Annotated in this window: 19 protein-coding genes; 10 read left to right on the forward strand and 9 right to left on the reverse strand. The window is 62.1% G+C overall.

The window, feature by feature from the left end:
• From QTI66_RS00600 to QTI66_RS00615, 4 genes are read right to left on the reverse strand one after another with little or no spacing between them, the layout of a single operon-like run.
• The gene (locus tag QTI66_RS00600; protein WP_286556712.1) at window positions 1-939 is read right to left on the reverse strand and encodes a carbohydrate ABC transporter permease; all 939 of its coding nucleotides are present in this window, start codon (window positions 937-939) and stop codon (window positions 1-3) included.
• The gene (locus QTI66_RS00605) at window positions 926-1,834 is read right to left on the reverse strand and encodes a carbohydrate ABC transporter permease (protein ID WP_286556713.1); all 909 of its coding nucleotides are present in this window, start codon (window positions 1,832-1,834) and stop codon (window positions 926-928) included. The genes QTI66_RS00600 and QTI66_RS00605 overlap by 14 nt, the downstream gene beginning before the upstream one ends.
• A gap of 7 nt (window positions 1,835-1,841) precedes the next feature.
• A complete protein-coding gene (locus QTI66_RS00610) occupies window positions 1,842-3,173 on the reverse strand; it encodes an ABC transporter substrate-binding protein (protein ID WP_286556714.1) in 1,332 nt (443 codons plus the stop codon).
• A gap of 22 nt (window positions 3,174-3,195) precedes the next feature.
• On the reverse strand, window positions 3,196-4,152 hold the full coding sequence (locus QTI66_RS00615) for a TauD/TfdA dioxygenase family protein (protein WP_286556715.1): 957 nt from the start codon (window positions 4,150-4,152) through the stop codon (window positions 3,196-3,198).
• Between the two features lie 156 nt (window positions 4,153-4,308).
• Between QTI66_RS00615 and QTI66_RS00620 the strand changes: the two genes are divergently transcribed.
• Window positions 4,309-4,716: a cupin domain-containing protein gene (locus QTI66_RS00620; RefSeq protein ID WP_286556716.1), complete on the forward strand. Its 408-nt coding sequence runs from the start codon at window positions 4,309-4,311 to the stop codon at window positions 4,714-4,716.
• Window positions 4,717-4,752: 36 nt separating this feature from the next.
• Here QTI66_RS00620 and QTI66_RS00625 read toward each other — a convergent pair whose 3' ends face one another.
• Window positions 4,753-5,343 (reverse strand): hypothetical protein, encoded by a 591-nt coding sequence (locus QTI66_RS00625; protein WP_286556717.1) that lies wholly within the window; start codon window positions 5,341-5,343, stop codon window positions 4,753-4,755.
• 263 nt (window positions 5,344-5,606) lie between these two features.
• On the opposite strand from QTI66_RS00625, the gene QTI66_RS00630 reads away from it, so the two are divergent.
• On the forward strand, window positions 5,607-5,801 hold the full coding sequence (locus QTI66_RS00630) for a hypothetical protein (RefSeq protein ID WP_286556718.1): 195 nt from the start codon (window positions 5,607-5,609) through the stop codon (window positions 5,799-5,801).
• A 17-nt stretch (window positions 5,802-5,818) separates the two neighbouring features.
• Here the strand turns inward: QTI66_RS00630 and zwf are convergent, their stop codons facing one another.
• On the reverse strand, window positions 5,819-7,282 hold the full coding sequence (zwf, locus tag QTI66_RS00635; RefSeq protein ID WP_286556719.1) for a glucose-6-phosphate dehydrogenase: 1,464 nt from the start codon (window positions 7,280-7,282) through the stop codon (window positions 5,819-5,821).
• 135 nt (window positions 7,283-7,417) lie between these two features.
• On the opposite strand from zwf, the gene QTI66_RS00640 reads away from it, so the two are divergent.
• Window positions 7,418-8,272, forward strand: a complete 855-nt coding sequence (locus tag QTI66_RS00640) for a methylglyoxal synthase (protein WP_286557786.1) — start codon at window positions 7,418-7,420, stop codon at window positions 8,270-8,272.
• An 11-nt stretch (window positions 8,273-8,283) separates the two neighbouring features.
• On the opposite strand, the gene QTI66_RS00645 is transcribed toward QTI66_RS00640, so the two are convergent.
• Window positions 8,284-9,378, reverse strand: coding sequence for an enolase C-terminal domain-like protein (locus QTI66_RS00645; RefSeq protein WP_286556720.1), 1,095 nt, complete (start codon window positions 9,376-9,378; stop codon window positions 8,284-8,286).
• Window positions 9,379-9,637: 259 nt separating this feature from the next.
• Window positions 9,638-10,012, reverse strand: coding sequence for a hypothetical protein (locus QTI66_RS00650; RefSeq protein WP_286556721.1), 375 nt, complete (start codon window positions 10,010-10,012; stop codon window positions 9,638-9,640).
• Window positions 10,013-10,103: 91 nt separating this feature from the next.
• Between QTI66_RS00650 and QTI66_RS00655 the strand changes: the two genes are divergently transcribed.
• The 5 genes from QTI66_RS00655 (at window position 10,104) to QTI66_RS00675 (ending at window position 16,272) form a co-directional block, all read left to right on the forward strand.
• On the forward strand, window positions 10,104-10,565 hold the full coding sequence (locus QTI66_RS00655; protein ID WP_286556722.1) for a DUF2345 domain-containing protein: 462 nt from the start codon (window positions 10,104-10,106) through the stop codon (window positions 10,563-10,565).
• Window positions 10,566-10,612: 47 nt separating this feature from the next.
• Window positions 10,613-10,966 (forward strand): hypothetical protein, encoded by a 354-nt coding sequence (locus QTI66_RS00660; RefSeq protein WP_353506174.1) that lies wholly within the window; start codon window positions 10,613-10,615, stop codon window positions 10,964-10,966.
• 55 nt (window positions 10,967-11,021) lie between these two features.
• Complete coding sequence (locus tag QTI66_RS00665; RefSeq protein WP_286556723.1) at window positions 11,022-11,483, forward strand: hypothetical protein; 462 nt, start codon at window positions 11,022-11,024, stop codon at window positions 11,481-11,483.
• Window positions 11,484-11,578: 95 nt separating this feature from the next.
• A complete protein-coding gene (locus QTI66_RS00670) occupies window positions 11,579-16,012 on the forward strand; it encodes an RHS repeat-associated core domain-containing protein (RefSeq protein WP_286556724.1) in 4,434 nt (1,477 codons plus the stop codon).
• A 5-nt stretch (window positions 16,013-16,017) separates the two neighbouring features.
• On the forward strand, window positions 16,018-16,272 hold the full coding sequence (locus tag QTI66_RS00675) for a DUF7660 family protein (RefSeq protein ID WP_286556725.1): 255 nt from the start codon (window positions 16,018-16,020) through the stop codon (window positions 16,270-16,272).
• A 30-nt stretch (window positions 16,273-16,302) separates the two neighbouring features.
• Here QTI66_RS00675 and QTI66_RS00680 read toward each other — a convergent pair whose 3' ends face one another.
• On the reverse strand, window positions 16,303-17,268 hold the full coding sequence (locus QTI66_RS00680) for a LysR family transcriptional regulator (RefSeq protein WP_286556726.1): 966 nt from the start codon (window positions 17,266-17,268) through the stop codon (window positions 16,303-16,305).
• A gap of 136 nt (window positions 17,269-17,404) precedes the next feature.
• On the opposite strand from QTI66_RS00680, the gene QTI66_RS00685 reads away from it, so the two are divergent.
• Window positions 17,405-18,736 carry an MFS transporter gene (locus QTI66_RS00685; protein ID WP_286556727.1) on the forward strand — a complete coding sequence of 444 codons (1,332 nt, stop codon included), beginning with the start codon at window positions 17,405-17,407 and terminating at the stop codon, window positions 18,734-18,736.
• Window positions 18,733-19,266: a 2-oxo-4-hydroxy-4-carboxy-5-ureidoimidazoline decarboxylase gene (uraD, locus tag QTI66_RS00690; protein ID WP_286556728.1), complete on the forward strand. Its 534-nt coding sequence runs from the start codon at window positions 18,733-18,735 to the stop codon at window positions 19,264-19,266. Before QTI66_RS00685 ends, uraD begins: the two co-directional genes overlap by 4 nt.
• The last annotated feature ends 20 nt before the right edge of the window (window positions 19,267-19,286 follow it).

Here is a 19,286-nt window from a genome sequence, read left to right on the forward strand (position 1 = left end):
TCAATCTTTGATGCCGCCGGCGGTGAGTCCGCGAACGAGCCAGGTGCGCACGAGGACCGTGAAAATGACGACGGGGAACATCACCAGCGTGCCGCTTGCGGCGATCTTGGTCCACTCCCATCCCTCGTACTGGAGGAAGTTGACGATGGCAACCGGCGCGGTGATGGCGTTGGTCCGCGTGAGGATCAGCGCGTAGAAGAAGTCGTTCCACGAGAAGATGAAGCACAGCACCGCCGTCGCCGCCAGCCCCGGTGCAGACAGCGGCAAGGTCACGCGCCAGAAGGCTTGCCAGATGCCGCAGCCGTCGATGTATGCGGCTTCCTCTAGCGCGGTAGGCACGGCCTCGAAGAAGGTCTGCATGAGCCAGATCACGATCGCCAGATTGAAGGTCAGGTAGACGATGGCCAGGCCCGCGATGGTGTCCTGCAGCCCCAGATAGCGATAAGCGAGAAAGAATGGAATCGTGAACGCGATCGGCGGCGCCATGCGTGTCACCAGGATCCACAACGCCACCTTGTCGCGGCCCTTGAACTTCCATCGCGTCAGCGCGTAAGCGGCAGGCACGCCGATAACGAGCGACAGCCCCGTCGAGATCGTGCTCACCAGCAGGCTGTTGCCAAAAGACTTGAGGAAGTTGCCTTGCAGCAGGCTGATGAATCCGTCCAGCGTCGGTGTGAAGAGCAGGGCGTCGTCGAAGATGTCGGCGGCGGGCCGGAACGCCAGCTGCACCAGCCACAGGAACGGGAACATCACGATCAGCAGGAGGGTGACCGCCGCGAGTGGCCGCTTCCATTCGCGCTTTCTGCGCGGCGCACGTACGGCCGGCTGAGTCGGAGCCGTAACGTTGGCATCCACGGGCCGCCGTGGCGATGGCTGCGTCGCCTCGGCCCGTCGTCCCGCAACGAGCCCATCGGCCGTCAACGAATCAATGCTGCTCATGCTTGCTCCATCCCAGCTTGCCGACGAGCGCGCTCAGCAGGAACACGCCCGCCAGCATCACCGTCGCAATCGCGCTGGCATATCCCCAATAGGAAAAGTTGAAGGCCTGGATGAAGCCGTAGTAGTTCGTCACTTCGGTCACCGTGCCCGGGCCGCCGTTGGTCAGCACGTAGATCAGCGGAAAGGCCTTGAAGCTGTCGATCAGCCTGAAGAGCCCGCACACGATCAGCACCGGCCGGATGTACGGGAACACGATGTAGCGAAACAGTTGCCAGCGGTTCGCGCCATCGAGGCTCGCCGCCTCGAGCGGATCGCTCGGAATCATCTGCAGCGAGGCCAGCACCATCAACATCGTGAAAGGAAACCATTGCCAGGTGTCGGCCACAACGATGGCCCACAAGGCGGTCTTCGGATTGGCGATCAGCGACGACACCGGCAGGTTCAGCGCTTCCAGCGCGTGGTGCATCGGGCTGATGTCGGGCGTGTAGAGGATCTTCCAGATCAGCGCGACCACGATCGGCGGCAGCACCATTGGAATGAGGAACACGGTGCGCGTCGCGCGCAGGATGAGCGACTTGCCGTCGATCAGCAGCGCCACGCCCAGCCCCACGCCCAGTTGCAGCACGACGCTGGCCGCTGAAAGCTTCAGCTGCGTGCCGATCGAGCCGATGAAGCGTGGGTCGTGCAGCAGCGCCCGGTAGTTGACCAGCGGATCGTCGAAGTTGAAGCTGCGCGCCGCATCCGTGAGGCTCAGCGGCGTGAAGCTGGCGATGACCAGCGCCACTGCAGGCAGCAGCGTGATCGCCACCAGCACCACCAGCGCAGGCGACAGGCCCCAGAGAAAGGCACGCCGGCGCTGGCCTTCCCAGCCGCCGGCATTGAGTGCAAGGCTCATGGCCGCGTCACAAACCCACGCCTGCGCGCTTGAGCTCCGCGATGGAAGCGGCCTGCGCCTGTTGCAGCGCCTGCTTGGCGGACAACTGGTTCGTCGCAATCAGCTCGATGGCCTTGTTGAGCTGCTGGTCCACCTGCGGATAGACCGACACGGTGCGGTACTTCATGTGGCCCGTCTTTGCCGCGAGCTCGAGCGAATCGATGGACAGCTGCGCGAGGTCCGTCCCGTTGATGACCTGTTTTGCGCGGAACTCCTTCGAATCGATGTCCGAGCGCCGTGCGGGCGAACCGTAGCCGGCCAGTACCGCCTTGCGCGTGGTCTGCTTCGACAGCGCCCATTGAATGAAGGCCCAAGCCGCTTCCTTGTTCTTCGACCCCGCGGGAATGCCCAGCCCATGCACGGCCGTTCCGGGAAAGCGGCCCGCGGGCCCCTTGGGAACGAGACCGAACTTCACGGTCTTGATCGTCTTGCTGGTGGCAGGATCGCCCAGTTGCGCGAGATGCAACTGCCCCGCATCCGTGAAGTTGACGCGGCCCAGCTTGAGTGCCTGCGTCACCTGGTCCGGCTGGTACGTTACCGCGCCATCGGGCCCGAACTCACGCAGCAGGCTCGCGTAGTACTCGGCAGCCGCCACGGCTTCGGGCGTGTCGAGCGTCGGATAGAGATCGTCGGGCGCCTTGCGGAACACGTCGCCGCCAAAGGCGTGCAGGTAGGGCACGAAGGTCCAGCCGTAGTGGTTGTCCGCGACGAAGCCCGCCACGCGATCCTTCTTGTGGACGGCACGCAGCACTTTCACCAGGTCGTCCGAGGTGTCCGGAAACTGCAGACCCGCCGCCTGCACGAGGTCGAAGCGCGACGACGCGGTGAGCAAGGCTTCCGCCGTCCACGGCACGCCGTAGAGCTTGCCGTCCTTGCCCGTTTCCGGCGCACGCGCGGCGGGCAGGAAGTCGTTGATGTCGAAGTCCGCAGCCGTCAGGTTCGGGTTGCGGATGAAGTCGTCCAGCGGCGTGAGCCAGCCCGAGTTGATCCAGCGGCTCGAATAGATGAAGGTGACGTTCACCACGTCATATGCGGCGCCCTTGGTCGACAGTTCCAGGTCGGCGCGCTGGTTGTAGACGGGGAAAGACGGTGCGTCGTAGTTCACCTTGGCGCCGGTGAGCGCCTCGAACTCGGGCAGCCACTTCTGAAGCAGTGTGGGATAGGCGGCGCTGAAGGTCGAGACGTTCAGCGTCACGCCGGCGAACTTCTTCGCGGCGCCTTGTGCGGTGGCGAGCGTGGGCAGCAGCGTGGAAGCGCCCAGCGCGGCGGAGGCCTGGAGCAGATGTCGGCGGGTGGTCATGGTGCTTTTCGTGCCTCTACGTTCACGCGGCTTGCGCGATGGCGGCGCTGATCTGCTCGTCGTTGACCGCTTCGGGCCGGCGGCGCGTGCGGCTGCGTTGTCCATCGATGGCGGTGGCGCGCTCACCCTCGACCGTCACGCGCCGCACCACGCGCGGCTGGTTGCCGTAGTCGTTGATGGCGTAGTGCTGCGTGGCACGGTTGTCCCAGATGACCACGTCGTCCTGCTGCCAGTTCCAGCGCACGGTGTTCTCCAGCGCAATCACGCGGTTTTGCAGGACCTCGAAGAGGCGCGCCGATTCGTTGGTCGAAAGCCCCGAGATCTTCTTGATGAAATGGCCCAGCAACAAGGCGCGCTCGCCCGACACCGGATGCACGTGCACTACGGGATGCTCTGCCTCGAACACGGCCGAGACGAAGACGTTCTGATGGTGCTTCAGGCGCTCCTGCTCCACCACGACACGCGAGGCGCCGTAGTCATAGTCATTGGTGTGCACGGCCCACAGGCCATCGGCGAGGCGCTTGAGATCGGCCGGAAGTCGCTCGTACGCGGCAGCGGTGTTGGCCCAGACGGTGTCGCCGCCATAGGCCGGAATGGTCACGCCCCGAAGAATGGAAATCTTCGGAAAGGCGTCGATGAAGGTTACGTCGGTATGCCACGAATCCGCACGGCCGCCGCCCTTGGACGCGTCGAGTTCGAAGAGCTTGGTGCCTTCCGGCGCTGGCACGGTGGGGTGCGCCACGGTGCGGCCAAAGCGCGCACCAAAGGCCTGATGCGCGGCGTCATCGAGCTGCGATTGACCGCGAAAGAACAGCACCTTGTGCTTGACCAGCGCGGCGTGCAGCGTATCGATGGCGAGGTCGTCGAAATCGGCACTCAGCTTCAAGTCCAGCACTTCGCCGCCGATGTTTCCGGCAACACGGCGAATGCGCAGGCCGTCAAAAGAAGTGTCGATGTTCGATGCGGGAAATTGGCTCACAGTGAGGCTCCTTGTTGAAGCCGCGGAGTCTAGAAACGCGCGCTGCAATCACCAACCAATCAATTTCGATTTGCAAACATCGCAAACATCTGAGCGACGCGGTGCAAAGGAATCTGGCAATATTTGCGCGTTCATTGGCATGCGCTGGAGAACCCGATGCAAGCTGCTTCAACCCCCTCGGTGAAGGCCATTCGTCCCGCCATCGAAGTGGCAACCAGCCAGGGGCTGCCTTATTTCGTGGGCATCTCGGGTGACAGCGCAGGTGCGCAGGGCCTGTCGATGCACGTGGTGGTGATCCCGCCCGGTGCGCGCTCGCAACCGCATCTTCATGTGGGCCACGAAACCGCGATCTACGTGCTGCACGGACGTGTGCAGACGCTTTATGGCCCGCAGCTGGAGGAATCGGTCATCAGCGAGGCGGGCGACTTTCTTTTCATTCCGCCTGATGTGCCGCATGTCGCCATCAACCTGAGCACCTCGGAGCCGGCGCGTGCGATCGTGTCGCGCAACGATCCGGCCGAGCAGGACAAGGTCCGGCCCTACATCAGCGGCGAGACGCAGTAGCTCAGTCGCCCAGGCAGGCGACTGCGGCGTGCACCGTTACAGGGACTTGCTCAGGGTCGGCTTGGAAGCGTTCTCGCGACCCATCAGCCGTTGAATGGCGGCGACCACGCCCACCTTGTCGCGCAAGCCTGCACCGATGGGCACCTCACGGTACAGCGCGCGTTCTTCTTCAAGCACGCCGTGCAGCGCCGCCAGGTTGTGCTGGCTGTAGGGCCAGATGCCCGAGACCACGAAGTGACCGGGCAGGGCGTTGGCCTTGGGGGTCATCTTGACGTTGATGGCGCCGATGCGCGCCATGGTTTCGGCGCGCGCCAGCGCCTGCTGCTCGCCCGCGCCCAGCACGTCGACCTGGCGCGAGAACACGAAGCTGATGGCCTGGATCTGCGGGTAGTGCTCGGCGATGAAGGCGCAGATTTCCAGGAAGATGAGCCGGCCGACGTGGCGGGGCTCCTCGCTCACGGCACGGGCCGGGGTGAAGGCTTCGACGAAAAGCTCCGTGCCGCTCTTGAGCAGCGGCACAGGGTCCAGCGTGCCCAGCAGCAAATCGCCGTCGTACACGTGCATGGGCTGGCCCAGCGTGTAAGGCGTTGCATCGGGGCCGGTGATCCTGAGTTTCTTGTCGTTCATCGAGGGGCGCGCGGACCGCTTTTTTTGGTCCATTTCTTGCAAACAAATGGCGAGACGTTGCCAGTCGTTAAGGGTCTGTTGAACTGAATATAGTTTCAATGAGTAACAACTTGCGGCCTTGGCGCGGGGCTCGCGATGTTGTCCGACGACGAATTTCACGGATCAGCGAAAAGATCGGATTCGAGGCACACTTTGAATTAAGTGATACCAATTTGTGTGTTGCAGCGATTAATTCTTTAGCAATAGCCGGAGGGCCTTCGAGCATGGATCCCATTGTTTCCATCGACCGTTACGAGCCCGATTTCGCGACCCCATGCGAGATTTGTGGTGCGACGCCTGTGGTCACGGGCACCAAAGCGGGGAAGACTGTCTATCAGGCCCTGATGTGTGGCCCCTGTCTCTGGAACGAACCCAAGGCCACCGATCCGGTGACTTGGAACGAGCAGTCGGTCGACTGACCACTGCCAGGCACGTGTCAGGCGCCGAGCTTGTTCGGATCTCGCCAGGCCCGTTCGAAAGGCAAGCGCCAGGCGTGCGGCGCGATGAGTTGATGCACCGCCTTGGGTCCCCACGAGCCCGCTTCGTACAGGCGCACCGGCGGTGGTGATTCGAGAAGGTGCGATGAGACTTCCCACAGCCGCTCGATGCCTTCGGCGGTGGTGAAGAGGGTGCGGTCGCCGCGCATCGCGTCCAGGATGAGCCGCTCGTACGCCTCCAGCACTTCGCCGGCCATGCCGGTGTCGCGCATCGCGAACTGCAGGCTCAGCTTGTCCAGCCGCATGCCGGGGCCGGGGCGCTTGCCGTAGAAGGACAGCGACATCTTCGACGCATCGGCCAGGTCGAATGTCAGGTGGTCCGGCCCCTGCGCGCCAACGCCCGAGCCCGGAGGAAACATGCTCTTGGGCGGTTCGCGAAAGGCGATGGAAATGATGCGTTGCCCCTCGGCCAGGCGCTTGCCGGTGCGCAGGTAGAAGGGCACGCCCGCCCAACGCCAGTTGTCGATGTGGCACTTCAGCGCAATAAAGGTCTCGGTGTCCGAATCCGGGTCGACGCCTTCTTCCGTGCGGTAGCCGCTGTACTGGCCGCGCACCACGTCGTGCGGCTGGATCGGCTCCATGCTGCGGAATACCTTGTTCTTTTCTTCGCTGATGGGCGCGGGCTCGAGTGCCGTCGGCGGCTCCATCGCCATGAAGGCGAGGATCTGGAAGAGGTGGGTGACCACCATGTCGCGGTAGGCGCCCGTCTGCTCGTAGAAGCCGGCGCGCTTGCCCAGGCCCAGCGTCTCGGGCACGTCGATCTGCACGTGGTCGATGAAGTTGCGATTCCAGATTGGCTCGAACAGGCCGTTGGCAAAGCGGAACGCCAGGATGTTCTGCGCCGGCTCCTTGCCCAGGAAGTGGTCGATCCGGAAGATCTGTTCTTCCTGGAACACTTCGTGAAGCTGGCTGTTGAGCGAGACCGCGCTGCTGAGGTTGGTGCCGAAAGGCTTTTCCATGACGATGCGCGAGCGCTCCACCAACTGCGCTTCGCCCAGCATGCGCACCACCTGAAGCGCCGCGCTCGGCGGCACGCTCAGGTAGTGCAGCCGGCGGCACTCGACGCCCAGCGACTGCTCGGCGCGCTCGACGGCCGCCTTGAGGGCGCCGGCGCCGCCCGACAGCGGCACATAGTCCAGCGTCGCGGCGAAGGTGTCCCAGGCGGCCGGGGAGATCTTCCGGCTGGCGAACTCGTCCAGGGCCGAGCGGGCGGCGGCACGGAAGCCGTCCGCATCCATCTCGTCGAGCGAGACGCCGATGATCCGGCAGCCGGGAATGAAGCCGGCGCTGCACAGGTGGAACAGCCCGGGCAGGAGCTTGCGCCGCGCCAGGTCGCCCGTGGCGCCGACAAGCACCACCACCTGCGGAAAACGCGGGCCGACGCCGGGAGGGATCTTCGCCATGGGAATCACCTTTCGAGTTGTTGTGCCGGGGTCAAGCGATTTCGGTGCCAACAGCCGGCCACTACCTGAGTTTTGCGGCCCACGCGCATACTTTGCTCCTTTCGCAACAGTGTGTGGAGTGTCTGGATGAACGCAATGCGCATCGGCCTGGTGGCCAATCGCCTGCATCGACAAAGCGCCGATGGCGCGCTGGCGGGATGGGCCCGGTCCTGCGAGGCTGGCATCCGCCAGTTGGGCTTGGGCCTGCATGCCGTCGGCGGCACCTATGACGCACTCAGAAGCCAGGACCTACTGTCGGGGTACGAGCCCCTGGTTCGATTGCCTTCGGGCGTGGAAGGCGGGGTCATGCGGCTCGCCTCCTGCATTGCGGGCGGGTTGACGCCGGCGGACGAACTCGATGGCGTGATCTACCTGCTCGACCCCGTCGACCCGTCATCGCTTTACCCCGAAACGCAGGCGCTCAAGCGGCAGTGCGTGATTCATGGCAAGCCTTTCATCTCGACGGCGGCAGGCGCTGCGGAGTGGATTGCCGTGGAACTGGTGCATGCGGGGCAGGACGGCGCGAGCCTTTCAAGATCGTTCGAGGGGCAGACGGTGGCGCTCATCGCGCACGACGCGCTGAAGCCGCGAATGATTGAGTTCGCGGCGAAGTATTTCGATGTGCTCTCGCGCTTTGCGATACGGGTGGGCACGGGCACGACGGGCGGACTGCTCAACGACATGGCCTGGTCGCGCGGCTGGCCTGCGGACAAGCCGTGGATCACGCGCTATATGAGCGGTCCGATGGGCGGCGACGCGCAGATCGCGGAGCTGGTGCTCGACCGGCGCTGCAACAAGGCGATCTTCTTCGAGGACCCGCACGTGGCGCGGCAGCATGAGGCGGACATTCAGCTGCTGGAACGGGCCGTGTGCGCGGCGACGCATGACACGACGTGCTTCAACTCGCCGGCGATGGCTGAGCGGTGGGCGGAGGCGGTGTCGCGGGGGTAGAAAGGCTCAGTTCAGTAGCTGTACTTGGCGACGGCCTTTTCGTTCCAGGTGATGCCTTGGCCAGGGCGGTCCGGCATGTGCAGGAAGCCGTTCTTGATCTCGTAAGGCTCTTGCAGCACGGGGTCTGCCCAGTCCTGCCACTCGAGCCAATGGGCTGTGTCCGTCACCCGCATGAGGTGCGCGGCGATCTCGGGATACAGGTGCGTGGACATCGGGATTCCCGCTGCGCTGGCGATCGCCGCCGCGCGCAGCCATCCGCTGACGCCGCCTATGCGCATCATGTCCGGCATGACAAGATCGCCTGCGCCAGCGAGCACCGCGTGGTACATCTGGCGTGGACCGTAGAAGTTCTCGCCAAGCTGAACGGGCGTCTTCAGTTCGCGGGCGAGTTGTGCGTAGCCGGGGATGTTGTCGTACGTGATGGGCTCCTCGAACCAGTAGAGGCCGTGGTCGTCGAGCGCATGGCAGCGCGCGAGTGCGTCGCCCAACGTCAAGCCCTGGTTGAAGTCGCACATGAGCTTCACATCAGCGCCCACGGCCTCCCGGACGGCGGCGATGCAGGCGAGGTCATCGCTGAGCTTGTCGCGGCCCAGGCGCAGCTTGAGGGCGGAGAAGTTGGCTTCGCGAATGAGCTCATCGGCTTCTCTGGCGATGCCTTCCAGAGGGGTCAGCCACAAGCCGTTGCTGTTGTATGCGGGAACGGGGCCGATGGTTCCGCCGAGGTACTCTGCGAGCGGCATGTTCCCAGCTTGCGCCAACGCATCCCACGCCGCCATGTCGAGCGCGGAGACGGCGATCAGTGACAGGCCTTCGCGACCGACGAGGTGGAGCGAACCGATGGTTTTCTTGTAGGTATCGAACGGGGCGACCCGCTGTCCTTTGAGAGCCTGGGCAAGGTCTTCGATCATCGGGACGATGTAGCGCGCCGAGAGTTCAAGGTAGGGCTCGAGGTAGCTGCGACCGACGACGCCTTCGGCTGTTTCCAGGTCGATGAGGATGAGCGGCCAGTCCTGGAAGAGTCCAACGCGCGAAACGATGGGGCGCTTGAGCGGTACCAGCACGGGGCGAGCGCGTATGCCGCTGACCGTCAGCTTGGGATGGGTCATCGAGGGCCTCCACAGCGAATGGGTGGGTAAGGATCGCGGAAATCCTGGGCTGGGTCAAAAGCGTGGCGGCTGTTGTGGCGACCAACTGCGGTCGGCTGAAGGACCGGCGGACGCTTTCCCTGATGCGAGTCGCGCTTCAGAAAGTTCCCACAAGAGATTTTTCTGAAGCGTTGACCTTCTGTTGGCAATCCATGGGTTGGCCTGATGCAAACTCCCCAGACAAGAATTATTTGCCAGGGAGAGAAGAGACATGCCCGCACTACGCGGCGCAGCTGCGCGCACGCTTCAGATCAGCAGCCCCGCAATACCCACCGTTCTCGGCCGACCCGCACTCGAAGCCGTGCGACTGTCCGGCCGGGAAGGGCTGAACTCCCTGTTCGAATACGAGCTCCTGCTCAAGACCCCCGATGCCTTGAGTCCGGGTGCGAGCGGCGCGGTCGATTTCGACCTGGATGGCTTCATCGGTCGTGAAATCAGTTGCCTGATTGAACTCGACGGCGTTGGTGAATTCGTTGCCGGCGCGGTGGGTGCGAGCGTGGACCACCTCGGCGCGGGCGTGCGCGAGATCAACGCGCTCATCACCGAGGCCGCGCTGTGGGGCGAGGAAGCCCGGCGACCAGGCGGAAGTCGCCAAGGCCCTCAAAGAGCAGAACGAAGCAATCAAAGGCGAAGGAGCTGCAAACGCCGAGGCCGGCGTATTCCCCGAACTCCAGGAACCACACCTGGTGCTGGCCTCGCCTGCGGGCATCGAGACCACCAGCCAGTTCAGCACGCACATCGCGAGCAACGAGCACACGGCGATCACGAGTGGCAAGCACACCAGCATCACCAGTGGCGACAGCCTGCTGGCGGTGGCCTTGCAGGCCATCAAGCTCTTTGCGGCGCAGAAGGGCATCAAGGTGGTTGCGGCGCAGGCGGATATTGAAATCCAGGCGCTGAAGACCTGCATTCATCTGCTGGCCAAGGAGGAGATCACCCTCAAGGCCAACAAGATCACCATCCAAGCGGCGAGCGAATTGCTGATCAACGGTGGCGGAAGCTACGCGCATTACAAGAGCGGAAGCATCACCAGCGGGACCACCGGTAACGATGTTCGCCATGCCGCGAGCCACAGCATGACTGGGCCTGACAGCAAGGGCAGTCCGGGGCTGAGGGATCCACTGCGAGCAGGCCAACCAAATCCATAACGCTTGATGGTGCATTGAAGGGTCGACCCCTGGAGGCCACTCAGGTGATGGCACATGAGGTCGGACATGCCTTGTATCCCTATAAAGACGACTTTTCGTCCAAAGCAGCCTACGTTGGAGGAGCTTTGGCCGACGAGGCAGCCGCGACGATGAATAACATCAAGGTTCAGCGAGAAATAATTTCAAATGGCGGTCCTGATATTGGAATTGCAGGCGACATGAAGAATCATGAGACATATAACTCCGCATATGACAAATTTCTTGCTACTGGAAACGCCGAAACGGCCAGGAATTCCATCGGAACGCAGATAGGGAGGGGTGAGATCACGTCAAATTCGAAGGAGCCTTATGCAGTTTACTACGGCAACTGGTATGAAAGAACGTTTCCTGCCCGGAAGTAGATTATCTTTAATTGTATGCATTTTAATTGCAGCTGGCGTATCTGGATGCTCGAAAATGAAAATTGATTCCAAGGACTCCATGGGCCACAAAAAACCTGGACTATGGGAAATGGTTCGCTCCCTTTCGAGTGAAGCCCCATTCACAAGAGAAAAAGTGCAAACCGCGATTTCAGTCGAGTTGCTGGAGGCCGAGTCAAATGGCGGGCCATTTCGGTTCTATCGGGCAGGCCCGATTCAATTGGACGAGGGCGTGGTTCTCTCAAAGGTGGACTTGCGCATCAAGCGAACAGGCGTCCATCCAGGCTTTCTTGTGCTGGAAGTCGGTGGGGCGTGCCTTCCCCTTGCAAAAGTCCGTGAGCAATACGGAACGATGCACGTCACAGGAGCACCTCGCGGTCGATCTCCCGACGACGCAACGACCTACTCCTCCCCTGAGCCCTGGGGGCATTTGTCGTTCGGTTTTCGAGAACGCAGCCCTGATTGCCTGGCCTATATCGCGTTTGAACCCAAGCCTTAAAAAAAGCGCTCGTTTCGTCCGTAGAACCAGCGCGCTCATGGAGCGTGCAAACAATCATCAGGCGCCATAAAAAATTTCAGGGAAGAAGAAAGCCAATGGCTCAGCCGCCAAATATCAAAGAGCTCCAGAAGATCTCGGAACAACAAGAAACAGCAATCGTGCCGCTCACGCAGGTGGCCATGGGCGTCATCGAGAGAAAGGCAAAGCAGGCGGCCAATGCGGGCGCCGGTGTGCTCATTCGAGGCAGCGGTGCACAGGCGCTGCTTCTGCCGCAAGCCGAAGCTTTGGAAAGCTTGGGGCGCAAAGTCAAATCCGCGCTTCTGGCGCAGGCCAACGCGGGAAAGGAGAAATCCATTGCCTGGCTGCTCCGGCGCCTCACCACAGCGGTCGAACGGGTCCTTTCAAAGCGAAGGGGTGCCATGCCCACCATCGCCCGCAAGGTGACGCAAAGCGATCACGAAAGGCCTGGAGAGCACTTGGAAGGGCAGGGCAAGCAGGCAGCAGCCAAAGGCGATGCCAACTGTTGCGTGGCTACAGGCGGAGGCAAGGCACCCTCAGCCAAAGCCTCGACGGGCGGCTCTATCAACTTCGCCACAGGCAGCGAAACCGTGGCACACACCGACTTCAGCCTGCCCGGCCTGATGCCTATTGTGTGGACTCGCCTCTACTACTCGCGCCTGGGCGCCTATGACCTACCCAACAGCGCTACCGGCCAAGACGCGGTGCCGGCTTACCTGGGGGCACGCTGGACCAGCCCTTACACCACCCGCATTGAGCAAGACGAGGACGGTAGCCTGCGCTACTTCGCCGCCGATGGGCGCGAGCATCTGTTCCCTGCACTGGCGGGTCCGGGCGATGACCATTCGGGCCGCGACGGTTACCTCAATGCCATTGGCCAGACCCACCACAATGCCATCGAAGACCTCACTCTCGGGCGAGGCAATGTGTATACGCTGGTCCTGTCGCACGGACGTGACTTCATTGAGACCTTCGAGTTGGCGCCTGCATTCGTTCGAAATGGCAAGCCCCAAACGAAGAACAGGGCCGTCTGCTACCGACTGATCAGCCAACGCACGCAGGCTGGCCACACCACGGAGTTGTCCTATCGCCACCCCGGTGGGCAACTGTCGGACATCGTCAGCGGCAACACCCACGTTTGCACTGCTCTCGATGAGCGCGGTTGCATCCGGGGTCTGTGGCTTGTGCAGGATGGCGTCGCGGCGCGCGAACTGGCGCGCTACACCTATGCGCACAACGCAGACGGCAGCAGCGACCTCATCGGCGCACAGGATGAATACCAGAACAGTTGGCGCTATGGATACCTGCAAGCCGCCCCCGGCAAGGCGCTTCACCCGCCGCAGCGGCAAAGCACCCATTTGCTGAACGCCTACAGCGATCGCACTGGGCGCGGCATGCGTCTGAGCTGGATGCATCCCGATGGCTTTGAAGCGCCACTCAATGCGCGCAACAGCGCACAGGCGCGCGCCTGGTATGAACAGGCGGACGACGGCAGCTTCGGCACCACCATCGTGGGGAACAAGCACATCCGCCTGACGACCGTTATCGATGCGATGGGCGCCCACACCCTCTACTACTTCGACATCCTGGGCTATGTCTATCGCATCGTGTACCCAGAGATCAAGGATGAGCATGGGCAGATCTGGCGGCATCAGGAATGGTTCGTGCGCGATGCTCGCAAGAACATCACCAGTCATGTCCACCCAGACGGCAGCCGTGACAGCTATAGCTATGACGCAAAGGGCAATCTCATCCGCCAGACGCGGCCTGACAACACCACGATTCACTTTGCGTATGACGCGGCCGACAATCTCACAGGCATCCGCGATGGTGAGGGCCATGTCTGGAAACGCGCCTATGACGGAGTCAATCTCGTCGAGGAAATCGACCCCCTGGGCCACAAGACCGAGTACGCCTATAACGAGGCTGGCCTCCCTGTTGAAATCACCGACGCCAAGGGTGGCAAGAAGCAAATGGCCTACAACAGCGCAGGCCAACTCACCGCTTACACGGACTGCTCGGGCAAGACCTCACTGTGGTCTTACGACGAGCGCGGCCGCCTCATCAAGGCGGTCAACGCTGCACGCGAGACCACCCACTACCACTACGAACGCGGCCAACTCGCCCAAGTCGAGCTGCCCGATGGTAACAAGGAGCATCTTGAACATGACGCGGAAGGTCGCCTGCTCATACATCGCGATGCCCTGCAGCGAGAAACCCGCTACCAATACAGCCAGGCCGGCCTCATCTCGCAACGCCAAGACGCCAATGGGCACCTTTTGGAGTACCAGTGGGACAAGCTGGGACGCCTCCTTTCACTGCACAACGAAAACGCTCGCCAGCACCGCTTCCAATACAACGAGCGCGGTCAACTCGTGGGGGAGGTGCACTTCGACAATGCGGCGACCCAATACCGCTATGCCCCAGCAAACGGCATCCTTCGCCAGATCAAGGAGGCCCACGGCCTCACTCAGTTGCAGTTCGACCCCATGGGCCGGCTCACCGAGCGTCGCGCAAGTCTGTACAAGCAGGATTCGCCTCAAACCCGCGAAATTGACGCCGCCAGCGTGCTCACCGAAAGCTACGGCTACAACGCCAATGGTCAGCTCAGCGACGCGCGCAACGCCAACGTCCACCTGCAGTGGTTCTACACGCCCACGGGTCTCATCCGAGCCGAGCACCAGCACGGCAGGAGTGGCGAGCAGATCGCCACCGCCGTATGGCAACACAGCCATGACGCGCTGGGCGTTCGCACCCAGACGATCCGACCTGATGGTCACACGATCGACTGGCTCACCTACGGCTCGGGCCACGTGCATGGCTTGCTGCTGGATGGGCAGGAAGTGCTGCAGTTCGAGCGCGACGACTTGCATCGGGAAGTCAAGCGAATGCAATCCAACCAGATCGCGCAAGAAAGCCAGTACGACCCGGCCGGGCGCTTGAAAGCGCAAATCCTCCGTCGCGCGGAGCGCTTGAGCCAAAGCACCGGAACTGCCGTCAATGCCAATGCCTTGAACGTCCAGCGCCACTATCGCTACGACCGCGCCGGCCAACTCACGGACATCGGCGACAGTCGCCGAGGCGCCCTGAGCTACCGCTACGACCCCGTCGGGCGCCTGCTGCAGGCCACCAGTGGTCTGGGCACGGAGCATTTCGCCTTTGATCCGGCCAGCAACACCCTTGACGCAGACCCTGCGCGGCACGGGTCGTTGTCCACCGCCAGCCACACTTCTCGAATCCACGGACTGCCGGCCGTCCTGAACAACCTCATCGCGCAATACGCCGGCACGCACTACGAATACGACGCCCGGGGCAACATGACCCTGCGCGTGCACAACGGCCAGAGCACACGGTTCCGTTGGGATGCATTCGGTCGATTGATTGAGGCGCGCGGCAACCAGACCAGCACCACCTTCAGCTACGACCCATTGGGCAGGCGCATGGCCAAGCGCAGCGCGCCGATCATCGTCACTCCCAGCGGGGCAGGCAGCGGCTGGTACGCGCAGGAATATCGTCGCCAAGTGCAAGAGCGCGCCTTGGGCACCACCCTGTACGGATGGGATGGCGACCAGATGGTGACGGAGATCGATACGACGCGCCAAACGGCGACGCACTACATCTACGAACCCGGAGGCTTCACGCCGCTGATGCAGGCGCGAACAGCAGTAGACCCGCGAAGTGCATTCCTCAGACGCCCCATCAACTACGCGCAGGCCTACGCCAACGACGCGGGTGAGTACGACATGGATCGCGATCCGTTGTACAACGGTCAGTACGCGCCGGGGATCGATGAACACGGGGAGGGCCCCGCTCCGTTGAGAGACATCCACTACTACCAGTGCGACCATCTCGGCACGCCGATGGAGTTGACGGACAGCGAAGGAAAGCTGGCTTGGGAGGCGAACTACAAGGCGTGGGGAGAGGCCAGGATCACGATCAGTGAGGCGGCACGCAAGGCGGGCATCCGAAACCAGATTCGCTTCCAGGGGCAGTATCTGGACGATGAGACGGGGCTGCACTACAACCGCTTCAGGTACTACGACCCTCAAGCTGGGAGGTTTGTCTCGAAGGATCCAATCGGGCTACAAGGTGGTATTAACCTGCTGCAATACGCACCGAGTCCGATTGGCTGGATTGATCCATTTGGCCTGTGCCCGTGTCCGAAAGGAACCATTGAATCCGCCAAAATTCATTTCATGCAAAGCAATGCGAGAAATCAAACCGGCGACTTTACTGTGCTGGGCAATGCTGAAAATCTATCGTCGGGCGTTCTTGAGGCCGACGTTCTCAAAATTAGAGTGTGGAAGGATTTAACTGGAAAAATATGGACACTGGATCATCGAAGGCTTGCCGCATTCAAGCTTGCCAATCAAAAATGCGTCCCGGTAAATGAAATTGACCAGGATCAACTAGATAGGTCCGAAGTTGCCAGAAAAATGACCACCAGAAATGGCGGAGTTTCTATGGATTTGAAGTTGGAAGATGGGCGTCGTATTAAGGTGCAAAAATGAGCTCAATGGATAAATTGATTTCGGATATGAAAAACAAGGATGATTTCCTTGTTTTTTTGAAGGCGCTTGTTGCTGATTTGAGATCAAATGAGTCAACTTGGGAGAATAAAACTCTCGAATCATACTTCGAAGGATTAAGTGGATGGGTGGAGGGTATGGAGGGATATTATGCAAACAATGGCATCAAGAATATTGATCTAAAAAGAGTAAGCTGGCGAATATTTGCGGACATGCTTTTATCTGCAAAGTATTATGAGTAATCGAGTCGCGATGCGTCACACTGTTGTGCTCTATTCCGTAGGGGACGCAATGGCAGTGGGTGCCGCCGCCAATTCCCTCCCAAACTGCGTCACCAACCCCCTCAACCACCGATGCGCCGCCGAGTGATGCGCGCGCTCATGCCAGAGCTGATAGAACCGCATCCCCGGAAACCCCTCCGGCGCCTTCAAGACAGCTAGCGGCAACAGCCCCGCGTAGTACTCCGCAAAGTGCCGCGCCGTCGTAAAGACCAGCTGCGTACTCGCCGCAATCGACGGCGCCAGCGCGAAATAGGGCACCTGCACGCGCGCCTCGCGGCTCCGATGGCGCTCCGACAAGTAGCTTTCAACCACCCCGCGCTGCGCCATCGCATACGGCACAGGCACGATGTGCCCTGCGGCAAGGTAGTCCTCTTCAGTGACCTGCGTTGCGCCATCGCGCGCCAACGGATGATCCCGCGCCACCAGGCAAGCAAGCTCATCCTCCAGCAACAGCGAGATATGCAGATGCTCCGGCGGCGAAGGCCAGTTGCCGATGACAAGATCCAGTTCGTCATCCCCCAACGCCCGCTCGAAATCAAAGGTCGGCCCCAGCGCACTCAACACGATGCGGCAATGCGGCGCCTCGACACCCACGTGCTGCGCCAAACGCGCAATCCATGATGGGGCGATGTAGTCCGGTGATGCAATCCGGAAAGTCAGCTTGGCCTGCGCGGGCACAAACTCCTCCGGCTCTGCGAGCAGGGCTTCCATGGCGCCCAAGGCCTGACGAGCCTGCGCCGCCAATCCCGCAGCCCGCGACGTCGGCACCATCGTGGTCCCGTCGCGCACCATCAACGCATCGCCAAAGATCTCCCGCAAGCGCTTGAGCGACCCGCTCACCGCCGGCTGCGTCAACTGCAATCTTGCTGCGGCACGCGACACGCTGCGCTCTTCCACCACGGTGGCGAGCACGCGCAATAAATGCCCGTCTAGCTGGTCGACGCTTCGCACTGGCATCGTGTCCGGGACCCCGTCTATGGATATGGCCGATGCAGTCTATAGCGATTCCCATGCCGCGCAGCTATCGACACTTGTGGGGGGCGAATGGCCCAATCCGTGCATCCCACCCTGATCGCTGAACCGAGGAGTTTTCATGACGACCCTGGACATACCGCAGCAAGTCGCGCCCCCGGCGCCGACCAGCGCGCTGGACGCGGCTTACCGCCGCATCACCTGGCGCATCATCCCTTTCATCTTCGTGCTCTGGGTCCTGGCCTGGGTCGACCGCGTCAACGTGGGCTTCGTCAAGCTCACGATGCTCGACGAACTGCAATGGAGCGAAGCGGTCTACGGCCTGGGCGCCGGCATCTTCTTTCTCGGCTACTTCTTCTTCGAGGTGCCCTCGAACCTGCTGCTGCAAAAGATCGGCGCCAAGAAGACGATCATGCGCATCACCATCGGCTGGGGATTGGTGTGCATCGCCACCATGTTCGTCAAGACGCCGACGATGTTCTACCTGCTGCGCTTCCTGATGGGTGTGTTCGAGGCAGGCTTCTACCCCGGCATCATCCTGTACCTGACCTACTGGTACCCGAGCGAGCGGCGGGCCAAGGCTTTCGGCATCTTCATGTCGGCCTCGGCCATCGCGGGTGTCATCGGCGGTCCGCTGGCGGGCACGATCATGAACGGCATGCACGGCCTCAACGGCTGGTCGGGCTGGCAGTGGGTGTTTTTGATCGAAGGCATTCCCTCGGTCATCGCCGGCTTCGTGACCTGGCTCTACCTGACGGACAAGCCCGAGCAGGCCCACTGGCTCACGGCCGAGCAGCGCAAGCTGGTGCATGACGACCTGGCGCGCGACGGCAAGGCGCTCGGCCACCGCGAAGAGAGCCTGATCGCCTCGCTGAAAGACGGCCGCATGTGGCTGCTCATCCTGATCTTCTTTTGCATCATCGCGGCCAATTCGTCGCTGACTTTCTTCGGTCCTTCCGTGGTGAAGGAAGTGGGCTTCACCAACCCCGCGACGGTCGGCTGGATCATGTCCATCTCGTACCTTTGCGGCGCCGCCGGCATGATCTACAACGGCCTGCATTCGGACCGCAAGCAGGAATGCCGGCTGCACTGTGCCTACGCGGCCGCCCTTGGCGCCTTGGGCCTGGCATTGACGGCGGTGTTCATGAAGACCAGCCCGATGCTCGCCCTCATGGCGCAGACGGTCGCCATCATCGGAACGATGAGCGCGATTCCGGTGTTCTGGCAGTTGCCCGGTCGCTTCCTGGCAGGCGCTGCGGCCGCGGGTGGCGTGGCACTGATCAACTCGATTGCGAACCTGGCCGGTTTCGGTGCACCGTACATGCTCGGCGTCATCAAGACGTCGACGGGCTTGCTCTCGCCGGGGCTGTTCATCGTCTCGGCCGTCGAGGTGTGCGCAGCGCTGCTGATCATCGCCTTCGTTCCCCGTTTCGTGAAGAAGGAAGCCAAATGAGCGCAGTCTTGAAGGAACAGCCGGCCTCGAACCTGCGCGGCATCAACAACCTCGACAAGCCCGACTTCGTGGCAGCCCTGGGCGGTGTGTTCGAGCATTCCGCATGGGTCGCATCGCAGGCGTGGCACGCACGGCCCTTTGCCACCATCGACGCCTTGCACGACGCCATGATCCGCTCCGTGCGCAGCGCGGACCGCGGCGTGCAACTGGCCTTCCTGCGCGGCCACCCGGAACTCGCAGGCAAGGAAGCGCAGGCCGGCACGATGACCGACCATTCGACCGCCGAGCAGGCAGGCCTGAATGCGCTGAGCCACGAAGAGATGCGTTCGCTGCAATGGCTCAACGCCGCATACGCCGCCAAGCATGGCTTCCCGTTCATCATCGCGGTGCTGGCGAACACCAAGTCGCAGATATTCCAGGCCCTGCATACGCGGCTGGACAACGAGACGGAAGACGAACTGGTGGCCGCGATCGATCAGATCGCGATCATCACGCGGCTGAGACTGGGGCGCCTGCTCGGCGCGCCTTGAAGACGCGGGCCGGTGACGGG

This window comes from Variovorax brevis (assembly GCF_030317105.1).
Lineage (GTDB): Bacteria > Pseudomonadota > Gammaproteobacteria > Burkholderiales > Burkholderiaceae_C > Variovorax > Variovorax brevis.